15 protein-coding genes are annotated in these 20,397 nt (G+C 49.9%); all 15 read left to right on the forward strand.

From position 1 onward, the window contains the following. The first annotated feature begins 238 nt into the window (after positions 1–238). Positions 239–754 carry a hypothetical protein gene (locus NI21_RS16820; protein WP_147581212.1) on the forward strand — a complete coding sequence of 172 codons (516 nt, stop codon included), beginning with the start codon at positions 239–241 and terminating at the stop codon, positions 752–754. 60 nt (positions 755–814) lie between these two features. Then, a complete protein-coding gene (locus tag NI21_RS0113900) occupies positions 815–2,320 on the forward strand; it encodes an RNA-binding domain-containing protein (protein ID WP_033126812.1) in 1,506 nt (501 codons plus the stop codon). A gap of 27 nt (positions 2,321–2,347) precedes the next feature. Then, positions 2,348–4,339 (forward strand): excinuclease ABC subunit UvrB, encoded by a 1,992-nt coding sequence (gene uvrB, locus NI21_RS0113905; protein ID WP_033126813.1) that lies wholly within the window; start codon positions 2,348–2,350, stop codon positions 4,337–4,339. 56 nt (positions 4,340–4,395) lie between these two features. Further along, on the forward strand, positions 4,396–7,236 hold the full coding sequence (uvrA, locus tag NI21_RS0113910) for an excinuclease ABC subunit UvrA (protein WP_033126814.1): 2,841 nt from the start codon (positions 4,396–4,398) through the stop codon (positions 7,234–7,236). Positions 7,237–7,458: 222 nt separating this feature from the next. Further along, the gene (locus NI21_RS0113915) at positions 7,459–8,448 is read left to right on the forward strand and encodes a rod shape-determining protein (protein ID WP_033126815.1); all 990 of its coding nucleotides are present in this window, start codon (positions 7,459–7,461) and stop codon (positions 8,446–8,448) included. Between the two features lie 64 nt (positions 8,449–8,512). After that, positions 8,513–10,738, forward strand: coding sequence for an ATP-dependent RecD-like DNA helicase (locus tag NI21_RS0113920; protein WP_033126816.1), 2,226 nt, complete (start codon positions 8,513–8,515; stop codon positions 10,736–10,738). After that, complete coding sequence (locus tag NI21_RS0113925) at positions 10,739–11,506, forward strand: ComF family protein (protein ID WP_033126817.1); 768 nt, start codon at positions 10,739–10,741, stop codon at positions 11,504–11,506. A 58-nt stretch (positions 11,507–11,564) separates the two neighbouring features. Then, a complete protein-coding gene (locus NI21_RS0113930) occupies positions 11,565–11,960 on the forward strand; it encodes a hypothetical protein (RefSeq protein WP_033126818.1) in 396 nt (131 codons plus the stop codon). Between the two features lie 2 nt (positions 11,961–11,962). Beyond that, positions 11,963–13,120, forward strand: a complete 1,158-nt coding sequence (locus NI21_RS0113935) for a hypothetical protein (RefSeq protein ID WP_033126819.1) — start codon at positions 11,963–11,965, stop codon at positions 13,118–13,120. A 17-nt stretch (positions 13,121–13,137) separates the two neighbouring features. Next, positions 13,138–14,022, forward strand: a complete 885-nt coding sequence (cdaA, locus tag NI21_RS0113940; RefSeq protein ID WP_033126820.1) for a diadenylate cyclase CdaA — start codon at positions 13,138–13,140, stop codon at positions 14,020–14,022. Next, on the forward strand, positions 14,000–15,319 hold the full coding sequence (locus NI21_RS0113945; RefSeq protein ID WP_033126821.1) for a YbbR-like domain-containing protein: 1,320 nt from the start codon (positions 14,000–14,002) through the stop codon (positions 15,317–15,319). Before cdaA ends, NI21_RS0113945 begins: the two co-directional genes overlap by 23 nt. Positions 15,320–15,325: 6 nt before the next feature. Next, positions 15,326–15,589 (forward strand): HPr family phosphocarrier protein, encoded by a 264-nt coding sequence (locus NI21_RS0113950; protein ID WP_033126822.1) that lies wholly within the window; start codon positions 15,326–15,328, stop codon positions 15,587–15,589. A 383-nt stretch (positions 15,590–15,972) separates the two neighbouring features. Continuing rightward, the gene (locus NI21_RS0113955; RefSeq protein ID WP_033126823.1) at positions 15,973–16,899 is read left to right on the forward strand and encodes a sugar phosphate nucleotidyltransferase; all 927 of its coding nucleotides are present in this window, start codon (positions 15,973–15,975) and stop codon (positions 16,897–16,899) included. Next, entirely contained in the window at positions 16,899–17,282 is a 384-nt protein-coding gene (locus NI21_RS0113960; protein ID WP_033126824.1) for a GtrA family protein, read from the forward strand. The genes NI21_RS0113955 and NI21_RS0113960 overlap by 1 nt, the downstream gene beginning before the upstream one ends. Positions 17,283–17,316: 34 nt before the next feature. Then, the coding region (locus tag NI21_RS0113965) for a GBS Bsp-like repeat-containing protein (RefSeq protein WP_052084146.1) at positions 17,317–20,397 on the forward strand (3,081 nt) is incomplete at its 3' end.

Genomic DNA, 20,397 nt, shown 5'->3' on the forward strand with positions numbered 1-20,397 from the left:
TTAAATAAACCGACGCTGATCATTGGGCACAATAAGACTCTGGCGGCACAGTTCTACGGCGAGTTCAGGGAATTCTTTCTGAACAACGCCGTATAGTACTTTGTCTCCCGGTATGCCGGGGGCGGGAAAGTGGTATATCTGGTGTTTTTTTCGTGCTGTTTCGTCCGGATTTTGCGGATAGAACGATGCTAAATGGACTGGCTGATACCAGGCGGACAAAATGATTTTGTGACTTTTTGTGAGGCAGATTCGCAGTAAAGTATATCAAGCGAACTTTTTGCTGGGGACGATTAATGATGGAGAAAAAGTGGTTAGATTTATATCTTCAAGAAATGTGGTATGTGAAAAAGAGCTTTATGAAGAGTATAGTGCAAAGTTCTCATCTAATTGGAATGCAAAATATATTTTTCGAGATTTAGAAAGACTTAATCCTAAATTTTATCTAATACCTGTAAAAACTGTGGATACAAATATAAAAGAATGGATAACAATAAATGATGATTTTTTATCAAAAGAGGATGCAATAAAAATATATGATAAATGTGGTACTTTAATGCATGTTTCGAATCCTTATGGTTCGCAAACAGATCCTCATTATTATGAAAGAATGATGCCTATATGGTATAAAAAAATTATGAATCTTTTATCGCAACATTTGATACATATGGTTGGGGGTAATCAAATTTATTGCATTGTAATGAACGGAGAAAAGAATCCTCAAGGATATCAATTTGTGCGCGATGATGAAATGTGACTATAATGTATAAGCAGATCTAAAAGTAGTTAATTCTATTTTTATAAAAGGAGTGATTTAATGGCAATCCCTACCAATATAAAAACGTTACTTTCTGGCGATGTTGTTGAGTGGGCGCGAATAGAATTCAAAGAAACATGGGATGCCGAAGCTTCTCTAAAAACAGTCTGTGCCTTTGCCAATGATCTTGATAACTGGGGCGGAGGCTATATTGTTATTGGAGTGGAAGAAAACAATGGACGTCCTGTCTACCCTCTTAAAGGAGTTCCTACAGACAAAATAGATTTTTATCAAAAAAGTATTTTAGCAAAATGTAAATTGATAAGACCAGCATATATGCCGATAGCGGAAGTGGTTGATTATCAGAACAAGAAGTTTATTGTCCTTTGGTGTCCGGGAGGAGACAGCAGACCTTATTCTTCTCCTAAAACAATGGCGAAAGATAATAAAGAGCGTATTCATTATATCCGAAAAATGTCGAATACAGTGGAACCGTCAGATGATGAAGAGAAAGACTTATTTAATCTTGCTAACCGGATACCTTTCGATGATCGCGTGAATCATCAGGCGGATATTTCAGATTTGAACATTACACTTATTCAAAACTATTTAAAAGAAGTAAAAAGCTCTTTGTATGAAAAGTCGAAGACAGGGGACTTTATTGAAGTATGTAATGATATGAACATAATCTGTAATCTTCCGGAATACACAAAGCCGAAGAATGTTGGATTGATGTTTTTTAATATGGAACCTGATAAGTTCTTCCCGTATACCCAGATAGATGTCGTTCAATTTCCAGAGGGATTGGGAGGAAACAATATTATAGAACAGACATTTAAAGGACCAATTCATCAACAGCTTAGAGAAGCGCTGCAGTATATCAGGAATTCCATCATTACGGAAAAAGTCGTAAAGCATTCTGACAGGCCGGAAGCAGATCGGTTTTTTAATTATCCACTGGCAGCGATTGAAGAAGCGCTCTCTAATGCTGTATATCACCGTGGTTATGATGAACGAGAACCGATAGAAGTGAGAGTGGAAAATGACAAGATAGAAATTGTGAGTTTTCCTGGACCTGATCGTTCTGTGACTCTGGAAGGGCTGAAGTCATTTCATGTATCCAATCGTCGGTATAGAAACCGCAGGATTGGTGATTTCCTGAAAGAATTGCATCTGACAGAAGGAAGAAATACTGGATTTAAGAAAATATTAGATGCCTTGGAGGCAAATGGATCTCCAAAACCGGAATTTGAAACAGATGAAGCGAGAAGTTATTTCATCTCAAGATTCTATATTCATGAAAAATTTCAGAATGTGCCTAAAAAGGAGCCGAAAAAGAGCCAAAAAGGAGCCGAAAAGGAGCTGAAAAAAGGAGTTGAGAGAAAGAAAATAATATTGAAGCTTTTGGAAGAAAATCCAACGATGACTCAAACACAACTTACAGAAAGATTGAAATTAACCAGGAAGCAGATTCAAACGGATGTCAAGGAATTGAGGGATGAAGGCATTCTGGAACGTAAAGGTTCGAATAGAAGAGGATATTGGATTGTAAATAAAGAGCTTTAATGAATTGCAAAAAGAGGATATATTATCATGGATCACTTTGAATTAGTATCAGAATACAAACCCACCGGCGACCAGCCCCAGGCCATCAAGCAGCTGGTCAAAGGTTTTAAGGAAGGCAACCAGTGCGAGACACTCCTTGGCGTCACCGGCTCCGGTAAGACCTTTACGATGGCCAATGTCATCCAGCAGCTGAATAAACCAACGCTGATCATTGCACACAACAAGACACTGGCGGCACAGCTCTACGGTGAGTTCAAAGAGTTCTTCCCCAACAATGCGGTGGAGTACTTTGTCTCCTACTACGACTACTACCAGCCCGAGGCCTACGTCCCCTCTTCGGACACCTACATCGCCAAGGACTCCTCCATCAACGAGGAGATCGACAAGCTGCGGCTGTCGGCCACGGCCTCCCTGGTGGAGAGAAGAGATGTCATCGTGGTGGCCAGCGTGTCCTGCATCTACGGTTTGGGCGAGCCCCAGAACTTTGAGAAGATGATGGTCTCCCTGCGGCCGGGCATGGAGAAGGACAGGGACGAGGTGCTGCGGCAGCTCATCGATATCCAATATGAGAGAAATGAGATCGACTTCAAGAGAGGCACCTTCCGGGTGCGGGGTGATGTGCTGGAGATCATCCCGGCCAACGAAGCTGAGACGGCCGTGCGGGTGGAGTTTTTCGGAGATGAGATCGACAGGATCACCCAGATTGATGTGCTCACAGGGGAGATCAAGGGAGAGCTGGAGCATGTGGCTATCTTCCCTGCCTCCCACTACGTGGTGCCGGCGGAGCAGATCCGGCGGGCTGCGGACGCCATTGAAAAGGAGCTGGAAGAGCGGGTCCAGTATTTCAAGAGCGAGGACAAGCTGCTGGAGGCGCAGCGCATCGCTGAGAGGACCAACTTTGACATAGAGATGCTCAAGGAGACAGGCTTCTGCTCCGGCATTGAGAACTACTCAAGGCATCTGTCCGGGCTTGCGCCGGGGCAGCCGCCCTACACGCTGATGGACTTCTTTAAGGATGATTTCCTCATCATCATTGACGAGTCCCACAAGACGATTCCCCAGATCGGGGCCATGTACCACGGGGACCAGTCCAGGAAGAGGACTCTGGTGGACTACGGCTTCCGCCTGCCCTCGGCGCTGGACAACAGGCCCCTAAGCTTCCAGGAATTTGAGGAGCGGATCGACCAGATCATGTTTGTGTCAGCCACGCCGGGAGACTACGAGGCGGAGCATGAGCTCCTGCGGGCGGAGCAGGTGATCCGGCCTACCGGCCTTCTGGATCCGGAGGTGGAAGTGCGCCCTGTGGAGGGCCAGATTGACGACCTGGTGGCTGAGGTCAAAAAAGAGATTGAGAAGAAGAACAAGATTCTGATCACCACCCTGACCAAGCGGATGGCGGAGGATCTGACAGACTACATGAAGGAGCTGGGTATACGGGTGCGGTATCTCCACTCGGACATCGACACGCTGGAGAGGACGGAGATCGTCCGGGATATGCGTCTGGACGTCTTTGACGTGCTGGTGGGCATCAACCTGTTGCGTGAGGGCCTGGATATACCGGAGATCACCCTGGTGGCCATCCTGGATGCGGACAAGGAGGGCTTCCTCCGGTCTGAGACGTCCCTGATACAGACCATCGGGCGGGCGGCTAGAAATGCGGAGGGCCATGTCATCATGTATGCGGACACCATCACAGACTCCATGCGGCAGGCTATGGACGAGACCCAGAGAAGGAGGGAAATCCAGATGGCCTACAATGAAGAGCACGGTATTACGCCCACCACGATCAAAAAGTCCGTCCGGGATCTGATCAGCATTTCGAAGAAGGTGGCTGCGGAGGAGATGCGGATGGAGAAGGATCCCGAGTCCATGAGCAGGAAAGAGCTGGAAAAGCTGATCAAAGAGCTGGAAAAGCAGATGCGCAGAGCGGCGGCAGACCTGAACTTCGAGGCCGCGGCAGAGCTGCGTGACAAGATGACAGAGCTGAAAAAGCAGCTGCAGGATATAGACGCGGATTAAAAGCATGCATAAAATGCGCCCTGTCGGCAGAGCATAAGATAAGGAGACAAAGAAATATGGCAGCAAAAAGCGGCACAAAATACATTAAGATCAGAGGGGCCAATGAGCACAATCTGAAAAATATAGACCTGGACATCCCCAGAGACGAGCTGGTGGTCCTGACTGGCCTGTCCGGCTCGGGAAAATCATCCCTGGCCTTTGACACCATCTACGCGGAGGGGCAGAGAAGGTATATGGAGTCTCTGTCCTCCTACGCGAGGCAGTTCCTGGGACAGATGGAAAAGCCCAACGTGGAGAGCATCGAGGGACTTCCCCCGGCCATCTCCATTGACCAGAAATCCACTAACCGGAACCCCAGGTCCACGGTGGGTACGGTGACGGAGATCTACGATTATTTCCGTCTCCTCTACGCCAGGATTGGAATTCCCCACTGCCCCAGATGCGGCCGGGAGATCCGGAAGCAGACAGTGGACCAGATGGTGGATCAGATCATGGCACTCCCGGAGCGGACGAAGATCCAGCTCCTGGCCCCGGTGGTGCGGGGGCGCAAGGGAACCCACGCCAAGATGTTTGAGCGGGCAAAGAGGAGTGGCTACGTGCGCGTCCGGGTGGACGGGAATATGTACGAGCTCTCAGAGGAGATCACGCTGGACAAGAACATCAAACACAATATTGAGATCATTGTGGACCGTCTTGTGGTAAAGCCGGGCATCGAGCAGCGCCTGACAGACTCTGTGGAGAGTGTGCTCCACCTGGCGGAGGGACTTCTCTTGGTGGATGTGATCGGCGGGGAGCCCATGAATTTCAGCCAGAGCTTTGCCTGCCCTGACTGCGGTATCAGCATTGACGAGATCGAGCCCAGGAGCTTTTCTTTCAACAACCCCTTTGGGGCCTGCCCGGAGTGCTACGGACTGGGCTACAAGATGGAGTTTGACGAGGATCTGATGATTCCCGACAAATCTCTGAGCATCGACGAGGGAGCTATTGTGGTGCTGGGATGGCAGTCCTGCACGGACAAGGGAAGCTACACAAGGGCCATCCTGGAGGCGCTGGCTAAGGAGTACAAATTTTCCCTGAGCACGCCCTTTAAGGACTATCCGAAGAAAATCCACGACATCCTGATTTACGGGACAGGCGGCAAAGAGGTGAAGGTGCACTATCGCGGCCAGAGAGGAGAGGGAATTTACGATGTGGCCTTTGAGGGGCTGATCAAGAGTGTGGAGCGCAGATACCGGGAGACTGGCTCTGAGACGACCAAAGCGGAGTATGAGACCTTTATGCGCATCACCCCCTGTCACGAGTGCGGGGGACAGAGGCTGAAGAAGTCCTCCCTGGCGGTGACAGTGGGAGATATGAATATAGCCCAGATCACGGCCCTCTCTGTGGAAAAGCTGCAAGAATTCCTGCAAAACCTGGAGCTGACACACCAGCAGACGCTGATCGGCGGGCAGATTTTGAAGGAAATCCGGGCAAGGATCCAGTTCCTCATGGACGTGGGACTGGACTACCTGACTCTGGCAAGAGCCACCGGCTCCCTCTCCGGTGGGGAGGCCCAGAGAATCCGCCTGGCCACTCAGATCGGCTCCGGGCTGGTGGGCGTGGCCTACATCCTGGACGAGCCCAGCATCGGCCTCCACCAGAGAGACAATGACAAGCTGCTGGCCACCCTGAAGCATCTGCGGGATCTGGGAAATTCCGTCATTGTGGTGGAGCACGACGAGGACACCATGCTGGAGGCGGACTACATCGTGGACATCGGCCCCGGCGCGGGGGAGCATGGAGGAGAAGTGGTGGCTCAAGGCACGGCAAAGGAGATTATGAAGAATAAAAACTCCATTACCGGTGCATATTTAAGTGGTAGAATGAAAATTCCGGTTCCCGCGGAGAGAAAGAAGCCTACCGGATGGATCAAGGTAGTGGGAGCGCAGGAGAACAACCTGAAAAATATAGATGTGGACATCCCTCTTGGAGTCATGACCTGCGTTACCGGTGTGTCCGGCTCCGGCAAGAGCTCCCTTGTCAATGAGATCGTGTACAAGCGGCTGGCAAGAGAGCTGAACCGGGCCAGGACGATTCCGGGAAAGCACAGGGATATCCTGGGGATGGAGCAGCTGGACAAGGTGATCGATATCGACCAGTCTCCTATCGGGCGCACGCCCAGATCCAATCCTGCCACCTATACAGGCGTGTTTGACCTGATCCGGGATCTCTTTGCGGCCACCCCGGACGCCAAGGCCAGAGGCTACAAGAAGGGACGGTTCAGCTTCAACGTGAAGGGCGGCCGGTGCGAGGCATGCAGCGGAGACGGAATTATAAAGATTGAGATGCATTTCCTGCCGGATGTGTATGTGCCCTGCGAGGTCTGCGGCGGGAAGCGGTACAACCGGGAGACTCTGGAGGTCCGCTACAAGGGAAAGAATATCTACGATGTGCTGAACATGACAGTGGAGGAGGCGCTGGAGTTCTTTGAGCCGGTGCCCAGCATCCGCAGGAAGATGGAGACTCTCTATGATGTGGGACTGTCCTACATCCGGCTGGGACAGCCCTCCACCACCCTCTCCGGCGGGGAGGCCCAGCGGATCAAGCTGGCCACGGAGCTGAGCAAGAGGAGTACAGGGAAGACCATTTACATCCTGGACGAGCCAACCACAGGGCTTCATTTTGCCGATGTGCACAAGCTGACAGAGATCCTGCGCAGACTTGCCTCCGACGGGAACACGGTTCTTGTCATTGAGCACAATCTGGACGTGATCAAGACCGCGGACTACATCATTGACATCGGCCCTGAGGGGGGAGACCGGGGCGGCACGGTGGTGGCCTGCGGGACGCCGGAGGAGGTCGCGGCAAACCCTGCCTCCTACACAGGAAAATACATTGACATGATGCTGAAAAAATAGCCGGCCCCGCCCAGGCGGCCTGTCACGGCGGCGCCACAGGCGGAGCCATAGGAAGGGCATAAGAAAGTTTTAAGAAAAAATACTTTCCATTTTCAGGAAAGTTTATTATAATGTTATGTGCATGCAGGAGCATGTGTAATCCGCGAAAATACGGTAAATCTGACGAAAGATGACAAATTATATAAATGACATAAACAGCTCATGTGAAAGGAGACATTGCGCATGTCAGTAGATATCGGAATTGATTTGGGTACAGCAAGCGTCCTTGTGTACATCAAAGGGAAGGGCGTCATTTTAAAGGAGCCCTCTGTGGTGGCCTTTGACCGGGACACCAACGCCATCAAGGCCATCGGCGAGGAGGCGAGGCTCATGCTGGGAAGGACCCCTGGGAATATTGTGGCCGTGCGCCCTCTGCGCCAGGGTGTCATTTCTGACTATACAGTGACAGAGAAGATGATCAAATATTTCGTGCAGAAGGCCATGGGCCGGCGCACCTTCAAGAAGCCGAGGATCAGCATCTGCGTTCCAAGCGGTGTGACGGAGGTGGAGAGGAAGGCCGTGGAGGAGGCCACCTACGCGGCCGGCGCCAGGGAGGTGCTGCTCATCGAGGAGCCTGTGGCGGCGGCTATCGGAGCAGGCATTGACATCTCCAAGCCCTGCGGGAATATGATCGTGGATATCGGCGGCGGTACATCGGATATAGCGGTGATCTCCCTTGGAGGGACAGTGGTTAACACGTCCATCAAGATCGCGGGAGATGACTTTGACGAGGCCATTGTCCGCTATATGAGAAAGAAGCACAATCTGCTTATCGGAGAGAGGACAGCGGAGGACATCAAGATCAAGATCGGCACCACCTACCCCCTTGTGGAGGAGGAGTCCATGGAGGTGCGGGGGCGCAACCTTGTGACCGGACTTCCGAAGACAGTCACAGTCACATCCTCCGAGACGGAGGAGGCGCTCAGGGAGACCACCAGCCAGATCGTGGAGGCTGTGATCGGCGTTCTGGAGAGGACACCTCCGGAGCTTTCCGCGGATATCCTGGATCGTGGAATCGTGCTCACCGGCGGCGGCGCCATGTTGCGTGGCCTGGAGGAGCTCATTGAGGAGCGGACAGGTATCAACACAATGACAGCCGAGGATCCTATGAAGGTGGTTGCCATCGGAACGGGACAGTTTGTGGAGTTCATGAGCAGCCGGAAAGAAATTTAGAGACAGTCTGCCGTCGGAATGATTTCCGGCGGCAATTTTACATTGCAAAGAGGATAGATCTTACATGGAAGAAGTAAAAGGCTATGTGGAGCACATTGTATTTCGCAATGAAGACAACGGCTACACAGTGTTTAATCTGAATAATGAGGACGGGGAGCTGACCTGTGTAGGAACCTTTCACTATATCAGCGAGGGAGAGCTGCTAAAGCTGACAGGGGAGTACGTGACCCACTCCCTCTACGGCGTGCAGCTCCAGGTCCAGACATCGGAAGTATGCGAGCCGGAGGATCTTGTCTCCATAGAGCGATATCTGGGCTCGGGAGCTATCAAGGGCCTGGGAGCAGCCCTGGCAGGGCGCATTGTCCGCCGGTTTAAGGAGGACACCTTCCGCATCATCGAGGAGGAGCCGGAGAGGCTGGCGGAGATCAAGGGGATCAGCGAACGGAAGGCCCGGGAGATCGCGGAGCAGATCGAGGAGAAGAAGGATGTGCGGCGGGCTATGATTTACCTGCAGAAATATGGCATCAGCACTACCCTGGCTGCAAAGATCTACGACTACTACGGGAACAGGATGTACCAGGTTATGGAGGAAAATCCCTACCAGATGGCGGATGACATCAGCGGAGTGGGATTTAAGACAGCGGACGAGATTGCCCGGAGGATCGGCATTCAAGCCGACTCCGACTACCGGGTACGGAGCGGCATTTTCTACACCCTCATCCAGAGTGTGGGAGAGGGGCATATTTATCTTCTGGAGGAGTCGCTTCTTCGAAGGACAGGGAATCTGCTGGGAGTGGAGATACGGCACATTGAAAAATATCTCATGGACCTTGCCATGGAGAGAAAGGTGGTCCTCAAGGAGGGAGAGGACGGAAAAAGGGTCTACGCGTCCAACTACTATTACATGGAGCTGAATACGGCGAAAATGCTCCACGACCTGAACATTGCCGCAAAGGTGGACAGAGACGATGTGCGAAGAAGGCTGGCTGCCACTCAGAAGCACATGGACATGCCCCTGGACGAGAGGCAGCGCCAGGCGGTGGAGGAGGCAGTGGGAAGAGGCGTTATGATCCTCACCGGAGGACCGGGAACAGGAAAGACCACCACCATCAACGCCATGATCCGGTATTTTGACAGCGAGCAGCTGGACATCCGGCTGGCGGCTCCCACAGGGCGGGCGGCCAAGAGGATGACAGAGGCCACCGGCTGGGAGGCTCAGACCATCCACCGGCTGCTGGAGGTGAACGGGAATCCGGAGGAAGAGGGGGCCGGCACCGGCTTCCAGAGAAATATGGAAAATCCTCTGGAGGCGGACGTCATCATCATTGACGAGATGTCCATGGTGGATCTGCCCCTCATGCACGCTCTCCTTTGCGCCATTTGCCCGGGTACCAGGCTGATCCTGGTGGGGGACGTGAACCAGCTCCCATCCGTCGGGCCGGGCAGCGTGCTGAAGGACATGATCGCCTCGCGGGCCTTTGCTGTGGTGGAGCTGACCCGCATCTTCCGGCAGGCGGGGGAGAGCGATATCGTGGTAAATGCCCACAGGATCAACCGGGGAGAGCCGGTAGTGCTGGACAACAAGAGCCGGGATTTCTTTTTCCTCAAGCGCCAGGACGCCAACACCATCATCAGCGTAACCCTCACTCTGATCCAGAAAAAGCTCCCCAAATACGTGGGGGCCACCACCTACGACATCCAGGTGCTCACCCCCATGCGAAAGGGACTGCTGGGTGTGGAGCGGCTGAACCGGATCCTGCAGGAGTACCTGAATCCTCCGGATCCGTCCAAGGCGGAGAAGGAGTACGGGGAAAAGAAATTCCGGGTGGGGGACAAGGTCATGCAGATCCGGAACAATTACCAGCTCGAATGGGAGATTTCCACAAAATATGGCATGACTGTCGACAAGGGAGTGGGCATCTTCAACGGAGACATGGGGATCGTGAAGGCCATAAACACCTACGAGGAGACTCTGTCTGTGGAGTACGATGAGCACAGAGTTGTCACCTATCCCTTCCAGCTGCTGGACGAGCTGGAGCTGGCCTACGCCATCACCATACATAAATCCCAGGGAAGCGAGTACCCTGCGGCGGTCATCCCTCTTCTCCCCGGCCCCAGGCAGCTGTACAACAGGAACCTGCTGTACACGGCAGTGACGAGGGCGAGAAAATGCGTGACCATTGTGGGGAGCGAGACTGTCTTTCAGAGTATGATAGAGAACGACAGCCAGCAGGACAGGAACACAAGTCTGGATGAGAGAATACGGGAGTTTTGCCAAGACAGCATATAAATGAAAAGAAAGCTGAAAATCAGCAGAAAGACGCAGATAAGACAGGACACTGGAAAATCGGCGAAAAGGGCAGCGGAGGCCCTGCTGCGCCTTCTGTACCCCAACACCTGTCCCCTGTGCGGCAGGGTGACGAAGGAGCGGGTGTGCCCGGACTGCAGGGAGGCCGTCCGCCCTATAAGGGAGCCCATCTGCAAAAAGTGCGGGAAGCCCATCAGCAGCGAGCAGGCGGAGTACTGCCACGACTGCAGCCGCACCCGCCACTACTTTGATGAGGGACGGGCGCTGTGGCTCCACCGGGGAGGGGCGGCCTGGTCCGTCTATCAGTTTAAATTCCACAACCGCCGCATTTACGCCGGGTTCTATGCCTCCGAGATGGCCCGGGCCTATGGAGGCTATGTGAGAAAAAAACACATTTCCCTCATCATCCCCATTCCCCTGGGAAGAAGGAAGAGGCGGATGCGGGGCTTTAACCAGGCGGAAATCCTGGCAGAGAGGCTTTCCGGGAGGCTGCGGATCCCCCTGGACAGCGTCCACCTGGTGAGGAGGCGGGACACAATTCCGCAGAAGAGCCTGGACCCCGCCGCCAGGCGGGAAAATGTGCGGGGGATCTTTTCCTGGACAGGGGGGACTCTGGCGGGCCGGAGAGTGCTCCTTGTAGATGACATATATACCACCGGGAGTACCCTGGACAGCGCCGCCCGGACGCTGAAAAAGGCGGGGGCTGAAAAAGTTTACTTTTTAACTATAAGTATTGGACAAGGGTACTGATATTTGTTATACTGAAAATAATGATTAAAACCAGAAACTATACACTTCGAGGTGCTTTATGTTAGATAAACGAAAAGTCAGGCTGATGACCAGACTGGCCCTCTATGAGCAGAATGAGGGCAGGGAGGACATGAAGATCAGCGCTTATTATAAAAAAGATTACGTGAGTATGAAGATGATCGCCACATTTATCTGGACCACGGTCGGGTATGTGTGCGCCATGCTCCTGATCCTTGCCTGGGGCATGAACGGCTGGATGGAGAAGCTGACGCTGGCTCTGATCTTCATGCTGGTGGCGGTGATCATCCTTGGTTATCTGGCCCTCCTGATCATTACATTTATCATCACCAGCAGGATCGCCAACAGAAAACACAGAGATGCGAGAATGAGGATGAAGAGATATAACCACGGCTTACTACAGTTGATGAAAATGTACGAAAAGGAGAATAAATAACGATGGATAATTTATATGTCATAAAAGGCCAGCTCCAGCAGGTGTACGCAAAGTATTCAAAATTCATAGACAAGGGAGTCCAGTTTATCCTGGCCCTGGCCGCGTTCTATATGATCAATCACGATCTCGGCTTCATGAGCCTTCTGTCTAATCCCCTGATCACGCTGGGACTGGCGGTCATCTGTGCCTTTCTCCCGATGATCGTCACCGTGCTGGCGGCGGCAGTCCTGATCCTTGTGCAGATGGCGGCAGTGTCCCTGGGCATTATGGCTGTGACGGCGGCGGTGTTTGTGATCATGTTTGTGTTCTACGTGCGGTTCAGCCCTAAGACAGCGCTGGTCATCCTTCTGACGCCGCTGGCCTTCCTGTTCCACATCCCCTACGTGATTCCCGTGGCCTTCGGGCTGGTGGGCGCTCCCTCCAGTGTGGTGGCTATCATCTGCGGAACCATTGTGTACTATATGATCGATTATGTGAAGACATCCGCGTCCGCTCTGGAGAGCGGCGGGGCAACGGCCATGATCAGCCAGCTCATGACCTACCTGCAGCAGGTGTTCCAGAATAAAGAGATGATCATCACGATCATCGCCTTTGTCATCGTCCTGTTCCTGGTGTACCAGGTGCGCAGGATGGCTATCAGCCACGCCTGGAAGAGTGCGTCCGCGGCGGGGGCTGTTGTCAGCATCGTCATCATGGCAGCGGGCAGCGCGGCGCTGGATGTGAAGATTTCCTATCCGGAGCTGATCCTGGGGAATGTGGCTGCTGTGATCGTAGGGCTGATCCTGGAGCTTCTGTTCTTTGCTGTGGACTATTCACGGACAGAGAGTGTCCAGTATGAGGATGATGAATATTATTACTACGTGAAGGCAGTGCCGAAGATCGTTGTGGCTGCTCCGGAGAAGACAGTGAAGCGCATCAACAGGCGGACAGAGAACCAGGAGACGGAGATCATCAATACCGACGAGATCCGCAGAAAGAGCGCGGAGGACGGAGAGGCCAGAAAAGAGGGGGAGAAGAAGCCCGGGAAGAGAAAAGCTGCCGGCAAGCCCCGCTCTCCCCGTAAAAAGGAGAGCCAGATCACCGGCAATATGGATCAGCTCCTTCTCACAAGAAGCCTCCAGAAGGAGCTCCATTTGGACGAAGAGGAGCGGAATGATTAAAGACGGGAAGTGAACGCATGGAAGCGAGAATTACGCAATTCTTTGAGAGATATATACGAAATGCCTATTTTCCGGAAATGCATCTGACAGATATCGTCGAGATACTGATCATCGCATTTCTGGTATACCAGATCATGATATGGATCAAGAACACGAAGGCCTGGATGCTGCTCAAGGGCATCCTTGTCCTTGGTGTGTTCATTTTTGTGGCGTTTCTTTTCCAGATGCACACCATACTGTGGATCGCCAGAAACTCTCTGACGGTTCTTGCCACGGCTCTGATCGTGGTCTTCCAGCCGGAGCTGCGGCGCGCTCTGGAGAAGTTGGGAGAGAGAAAATATATCAGCGCCGTGATGCCCTTTGACAGCTCAAGGGATAAGGGTCGCTTCAGCGAGGAGACCATCGATGGCATTATCGATGCTTCCTATATTATGGGGAAGGCAAAGACCGGTGCCCTCATCGTTGTGGAGCAGGCCATCAAGCTGACTGAGTACGAAAGCACAGGCATCCAGCTGGACTGTATCGTGTCCAGCCAGGTGCTTATCAATATATTTGAACACAACACACCCCTCCATGACGGTGCTATCATCATCCGGAACGACCGGATCGTCTCCGCCACCTGCTATCTCCCTCTGTCTGACAATATGGGACTGAGCAAGGAGTTGGGCACGAGGCACAGAGCTGCGGTGGGCCTCAGCGAGGTCAGCGACGCCCTTGTCATTGTGGTGTCCGAGGAGACAGGATATGTATCCGTAGCGCAGGGAGGAGTGCTGGACCGGAATATATCCAGGGAAAAGCTCAGGGAATATCTGGAGGACATCCAGAACAAGCGGAGCGAATCACACGGCATATTAGCAAAATGGAAAGGAAGGCTGATCCATGAAAAAAAGTCTGACAAATAATATTGGCCTGAAGCTCCTTGCGTTTATCTTTGCTTTTATGCTGTGGCTGCTTGTGGTGAACATAGATGATCCTGTGGGCTCCAAAACCTTTGAGAATATCCCTGTCACCATTGAACACTCGGAGGTGGTGACCCAGGATCAGAGATCCTATCAGGTGCTGGACGGTACAGACACCGTCAGCGTGAGCGTCTCCGCCACGAGGTCTGTTTTGGAGAAGATCAGTGCGGAGAACATTGTGGCCACCGCAGACATGCGGGAGCTGTATCTGGAATCTCAGATTCCCATAGAGATTACGATTCCGGGCTATGAGTTCGAGTCTGCTACCGCAAGCCCGAGAAATGTGCAGGTGAAGATCGAGCAGAATAAGAGCGATACATTTCCTATTACAGTGACCACGACGGGCACTGTGCGGGATGGCTATGTGCTGGGCACTGTGCAGGCAGACCCGGAGCGAGTCACAGTCAACGGACCGGAGTCCGTTATTGATCAGATCAGCAAGGTGGTGGCGGAGGTGAATGTGTCCGGCCTTTCGTCCGATTCCTCCATTGACGCCACGCTGACCTATTACGATGCGGACAACAATGAGATCAGCGCGGAGCAGCTGGCCAACAACCTGGGAACCACGGGCGTAAAGGTCAACGTGACTCTCTACCACACAGCCCGCATTCCGGTGACGGTAGACACTTCGGGTGTCACGGCGGCGGACGGCTACATCATCTCCGAGGTCAGCTGGACGCCGGAGGAGATCCAGCTGGCTGGAGAGGAGGATGTGCTTGAGGCCCTGAAGGAGATCCGCATACCTGCGGACGCCATCGACATCACCTCCATCTCCCAGAGAACAGAGAAGACCGTGGATATTACTCCCTATCTTCCGGAGGGAACAAGGCTGGTGGATGAGAATGGCAACAATATCCTTGTGACCGCCCGGGTGGCAAAGGAGGGCACGAAGAGCTTTGACATCCCGGTGGGCTCCATCACTGTCAATAATCTGGATGATGACCTGACCATCTCGGGCTATGGAAGCGGAGATGATCTGGAGGTTCACATTGGCGGCCCGCAGGCCCAGCTGGACAGCCTGGAGCTTGGCGACCTGTCGGTGAGCATTGACCTGAAGAGCTGCACAAAGGCGGGCGAGTACGAGGTGCCTGTGACCATCACACTGCCATCGGACGCCTCCGACTGCTCGGTGGAGACATCCGTGACAGTTAAGGTCACACTGGAACAGAGGACGACAGCGGCAGATAACAACAGTAATAGTGCCGAAGAAGATACAGATAATGAATCATCAGGAGGTTAAAGTATTATGGTAAGTAAAAAGGTGGTCATCAACAATCCGACGGGGCTGCATCTTCGCCCGGCGGGCATCTTCTGCAACACGGCAGTACAGTTTGACTGCAAGGTCACCTTTCAGCATGACACCACCACAGCCAACGCCAAGAGCGTGCTCAGTGTCCTGGGCGCCTGCATCAAGAAAGGCGATGAGATCGAGCTCATCTGCGAGGGCTCTGACGAGGAGGAGGCCCTGGCGGCCATGGTGAAGGCGATTGAGGACGGGCTGGGAGAGTAAGGATATTTTTTCCAGAAGGTAGAGATGAGGACAGGACAGACATGCAAAGAACTGGAAAATTCTTTTGCATGTCTGTTTCTATGTATTAGGCTTTAGCCTGTTGAAAATAAATGTGTAACGTGCATTTGTTTGAGACTAAAATCCACCCCGCTATGCAGGGGGGAGATGGAGAGTTATACAAAAACTTTACCTTTTTGCTGCAATAGATGTGTCCAAGTCGCTATTGTAGCAGAAAGGTGAGGTTACGGCGAAGAAAGCAAATGATTTGACAAATACGTAACTTTATAAATTGTAGATATAGTAAGCCAGGGATGTCATGCCTTGAAAAAGTAGGACTCTTGAGTTATAATACAACAAGCTAAAGAAAAAGGAGAATAATAGCAATGGGAAAAGCAACATTGGTTATTATGGCGGCGGGGATAGGAAGCCGCTTTGGCGGTGGAATTAAACAACTGGAGCCAGTAGGCCCGAACGGAGAGATTATTATGGACTATTCCATTTATGATGCTCTGGAAGCAGGTTTTGATAAAGTAGTATTTGTGATTCGCAAAGATCTTGAAAAAGATTTTAGAGAAGTAATTGGGAATCGGATAGAGAAACAAGTAGAAGTTGCATATGCATTCCAGGAAATCGATGATATACCAGAAGAGTATAAAATGAAGTTTAAAGAGCGTAAAAAGCCCTGGGGAACCGGACAGGCTATTTTGTGCTGTAAGGATTTGGTGAAAGAGCCTTTTCTTGTCATCAATGCAGATGACTATTATGGAAAAGAAGCATATCGAGAAGCCTATTCCTATCTTGTAGAAACAGGCAAAAACAAAGCAACAGAAAAACTGCCGGTATGCATGGTGGGATTCAAATTGAAGAACACATTGAGCGAAAATGGCGGAGTTACAAGGGGAATATGTAATGTGGATGAAGACCGCATGCTTACAAGTATTGTTGAAACCCACAATATCGTAAAGAAAAAAGATGGTGCTGCTGTTGTAACGGAGGGTGTGGAGAAGGATATTGATTTAGAGTCTGAAGTCTCCATGAATATGTGGGGGCTTATACCTGAATTTTTTGATGTCCTTGAGGAAGGCTTTTCAGAGTTTTTGGAAGATGCCGAAAGCGGCGACTTGAAAGCAGAATATTTGCTGCCCACAATCATAGGGAATCTTCTTGAAAACGAAAAAGTCACAGTAAAAGTACTTCAATCTAAAGATAAGTGGTTCGGAGTAACATACAAAGAGGATAAGGATAGCGTAGTAAATTCTATTAAGGAACTGATTGCGCAGGGCCATTATCAGAAAAAGAGTGGTAAATAATGAAAAAGCTATTTGAACAGATTATCAAATTTGGATTGGTAGGATTTTTGTGCTTTTTTATAGATTACGGTATCATGGTATTCTTGACAGAGATTGTCAATATCAACTACCTTATTTCTTCCGGCATATCTTTTACCGTTTCTGTGATCGTGAATTATATACTGAGTCTTACCTTTGTTTTTGATACAAAAGAGGGAAATAAGATTAAGGAGTTTGTAATTTTTATCATACTGAGTGTAATAGGACTTGGAATCAATCAGGTGTTGATGTGGTTCTGTGTCGATGTATTGGGGATTTTCTATATGATTTCTAAGATTGGCGCTACAGCAGTTGTGATGGTATATAATTTTATTACCCGGAAGTTGATATTGGAGAAGAAGTAAATAATCGCGTGTTATTGAAGTGGAGGAAAAGAAAGTGAAGAAAGGGAAAAGAAGAATTGCCTATCTGCTTTCTATAGCAATGCTTATCAGTGTACTGTTCAGTGGTAATGCTTTTGCAGCGGAGGGTGCAGGAGGAGAAACTTTACAGAATGACACAAATGTAGAAGTAGAAGCGGGGCAGAATTCTGAAATAGATGAAAATGTTTCAAGTGATGGCAATGTAGAAATTAGTGATGAAACGAAAAATGCTCCTGAAGAAGAAAAGACGGTGACGACAAAAGAGGATTCTGAGCATGCTTCTTTTGCACTGAGTGAAGAGGACGCGGAGGATGATATTGTTCCAGCTTCCCAGGGACTGATCAATTATGTGGGAGTAGACTATCCATATCTGGAAACGCCGGCTGATCAGAATATTGTCATTTCATACGGCGATGGAAGTGAGGATGTAAGTGACGCCAGACTTGTTGCCCAAAAAGACGATGGAAATACTCTGGAGATGTCGCTTTTTAAAAAGGAAGGTGAATTATTCCTTTTCACTTACAGCTTTGATGAAACAGCATCTGGTGTTTATGAGTTGATAGACTTTATCTATACCCAGGATGGGACAGAGCAGACAATACATTTTGCAGACATAGGCATAGAGTCTATGTTTGGAGTTGATGAAAAATATCCGGGCTATGGCGAGGCATTCGAAGAAAGCTCTGAGGAAGTCACAGATCAGGAACTGGAAATGTCAGTTGTTGATGTGGAGACAGGCGAAGTTGAAGCGGCCACGACAGATATCGAGAAAGCAATTGAGGCGACAGAGGAGCAGGTTAGCACTGCAACAGAAAGCAGAGCCAGCCGCGCGGCAGTTGCAAGCAAATCGGATAATCTTGTTGTTGTATTGGATCCGGGACATGGAGGATATGACGGTGGAGCATCGGCCAATGGGCTTGTTGAGAAAAATCTGACTTTAAAGATTGCACAGTATTGTAAAGCTGAACTGGAACAATATAATGGTGTTACGGTTCATATGACAAGAACAGATGACACATATCTTGACATTGACGAGAGAGTTTATAAAGCGAGAGACTTAGGAGCAGACGTTCTTGTAAGTATACATATTAACTCTTCAACAGCATCTGCCGCAAATGGAGCGGAGGTTTGGTATCCTAACGCAAATTACAATGGTTCTATCCATGCGGAAGGTCAGAATTTAGCGCAGCAGATTCAAAATCAGCTGGTGGCTCTTGGACTAGGTAATAGAGGCATTCAGATAAGAACTGCGACATACGATACTTATCCAGATGGTTCAAAAGAAGATTGGTATGGGATAATCCGCTATAGTAAGTATTGTGGATTCCCGGGGATTATTGTGGAGCATGCTTTCATTTCTAACCCGAGTGATGCGGCAAAGCTTGCGCAGGAGAGCTTCCTGCGTCAGCTGGGTATTGCGGATGCTACGGGGATAGCTAATGCGTATGGACTTACCAAGGGACCAAATATTGATATAGAAAATAAAAATGACTTTGATGGAACTGCAAAGATTGACGTGTCTGGTTTGGGAAGCAATGGAAGTGTCAGAATCTGGAATGAGGAGACGGGTGCCTCTAAAGAATATACTTTGGCATCAGGTAAGCAGACCATAAACTTTAATGTTGCCGATTATAATGGAGTCCGTGGGACATTTTATGTAGAAGCGTTTAATTCGTCTGGGCAATCCTTGATAAAAGAGACGTTCTATGTTTCGAAGGATACAAGTAGTACAATTGTAATAAACCCTGATGAAAATGAAACGGAATACGTAGTTAATATTCAATTTGCAGACATGCCTTCGGAGGTTACTACTGTACAAGTACCAGTATGGACGAAAGCTGATCAGAGTGATTTGAAGTGGTTGAACGCAACGCAGATTTCCTCCGGAAATTGGCAGGCGGTCATTAATATTAAAGAGTTTAAAGCAAGCGGAACATATAATGTACATGTATATGCAACGTTGGATAGTGGATTGCAGCTTGGAATTGCAAGCACTTCGATGGAAGTTTCAAAACCGTCTTTTGATGGCGTAATCCAGAATTATATTGAGGAGGAAGGAACGTTTGAAGTTGTAATCAATTCAATCAGCTCTTTGTCTGGGGTTGACAATATACAGATACCGGTATGGTGTGCAGATGACCAGAGTGACTTGGTATGGTATAGTGCAGATAAGCAGGAAGACGGAAGTTATAAAACAAAAGTAAGCATAGCAAATCATAATTATTCTATAGGGACATATAAAATACATGCATATCTAACAGCGGGCAACGGTATTTGTGTTAGTAAAAATTTAGGCATACAGGAAGTTGGTCTTCCGGACACTCAAATTATAGCGGAAAATATTGATGAGAAAGAAATGCAGTATCTTCTGACAGTGTCAAACATAGGGCTTCTTGGAAATGTGCAGGGGGTTTCTTTTGCAACCTGGAGTGAGAAAGGTGGCCAGGACGATCTGGTATGGTATACAGGGCACAAGAATGCAGATGGGAACTGGGAGACAACGATAGATATCCAGAATCACAAAACGGCCGGAACCTATGAAGTGGATGTATATTATACATTGGCCAATGGAGTCATGAAGGGTCTTGGTTCTACATTTTTTGAAGTATCTACACCAAGCATGGCGACCAGCATAGAGAACTATGATGACGAAAAGGGAACCTTTGAAGTAGTAGTCAGTGATATTGTATCTCCATCTGGAGTAGATAGGGTGCAGGTGCCGGTATGGTGTGCTTCTGATCAGAGCGATATCAGGTGGTATGATGCGGAAAAGCAGAATGATGGAAGTTATAAAGCAAAGATCAGTATAGCAAATCATAATTTTGCGATAGGTACATACCAGGTATATGTCTATGTCACGACCAAAAATGGTTTGACACAGGGCGTGGTAGCGGGGACACAAAATGTGTCATTGCCTGATATGGAAATCATCGCAGAGGATGCAACAGGGGAAGAAATGACATACAAAGTACAGGCCACTAATGTAGGATTACTTGGCGTACTGAGGAATGTTATGTTTGCAACCTGGAGTGAACAAGGCGGCCAGGACGATCTGGTATGGTATACAGGGCACAAGAATGCAGATGGGAACTGGGAG

Source organism: Eubacterium sp. ER2 (genome assembly GCF_000765215.1).
Lineage (GTDB): Bacteria > Bacillota > Clostridia > Lachnospirales > Lachnospiraceae > Claveliimonas > Claveliimonas intestinigallinarum.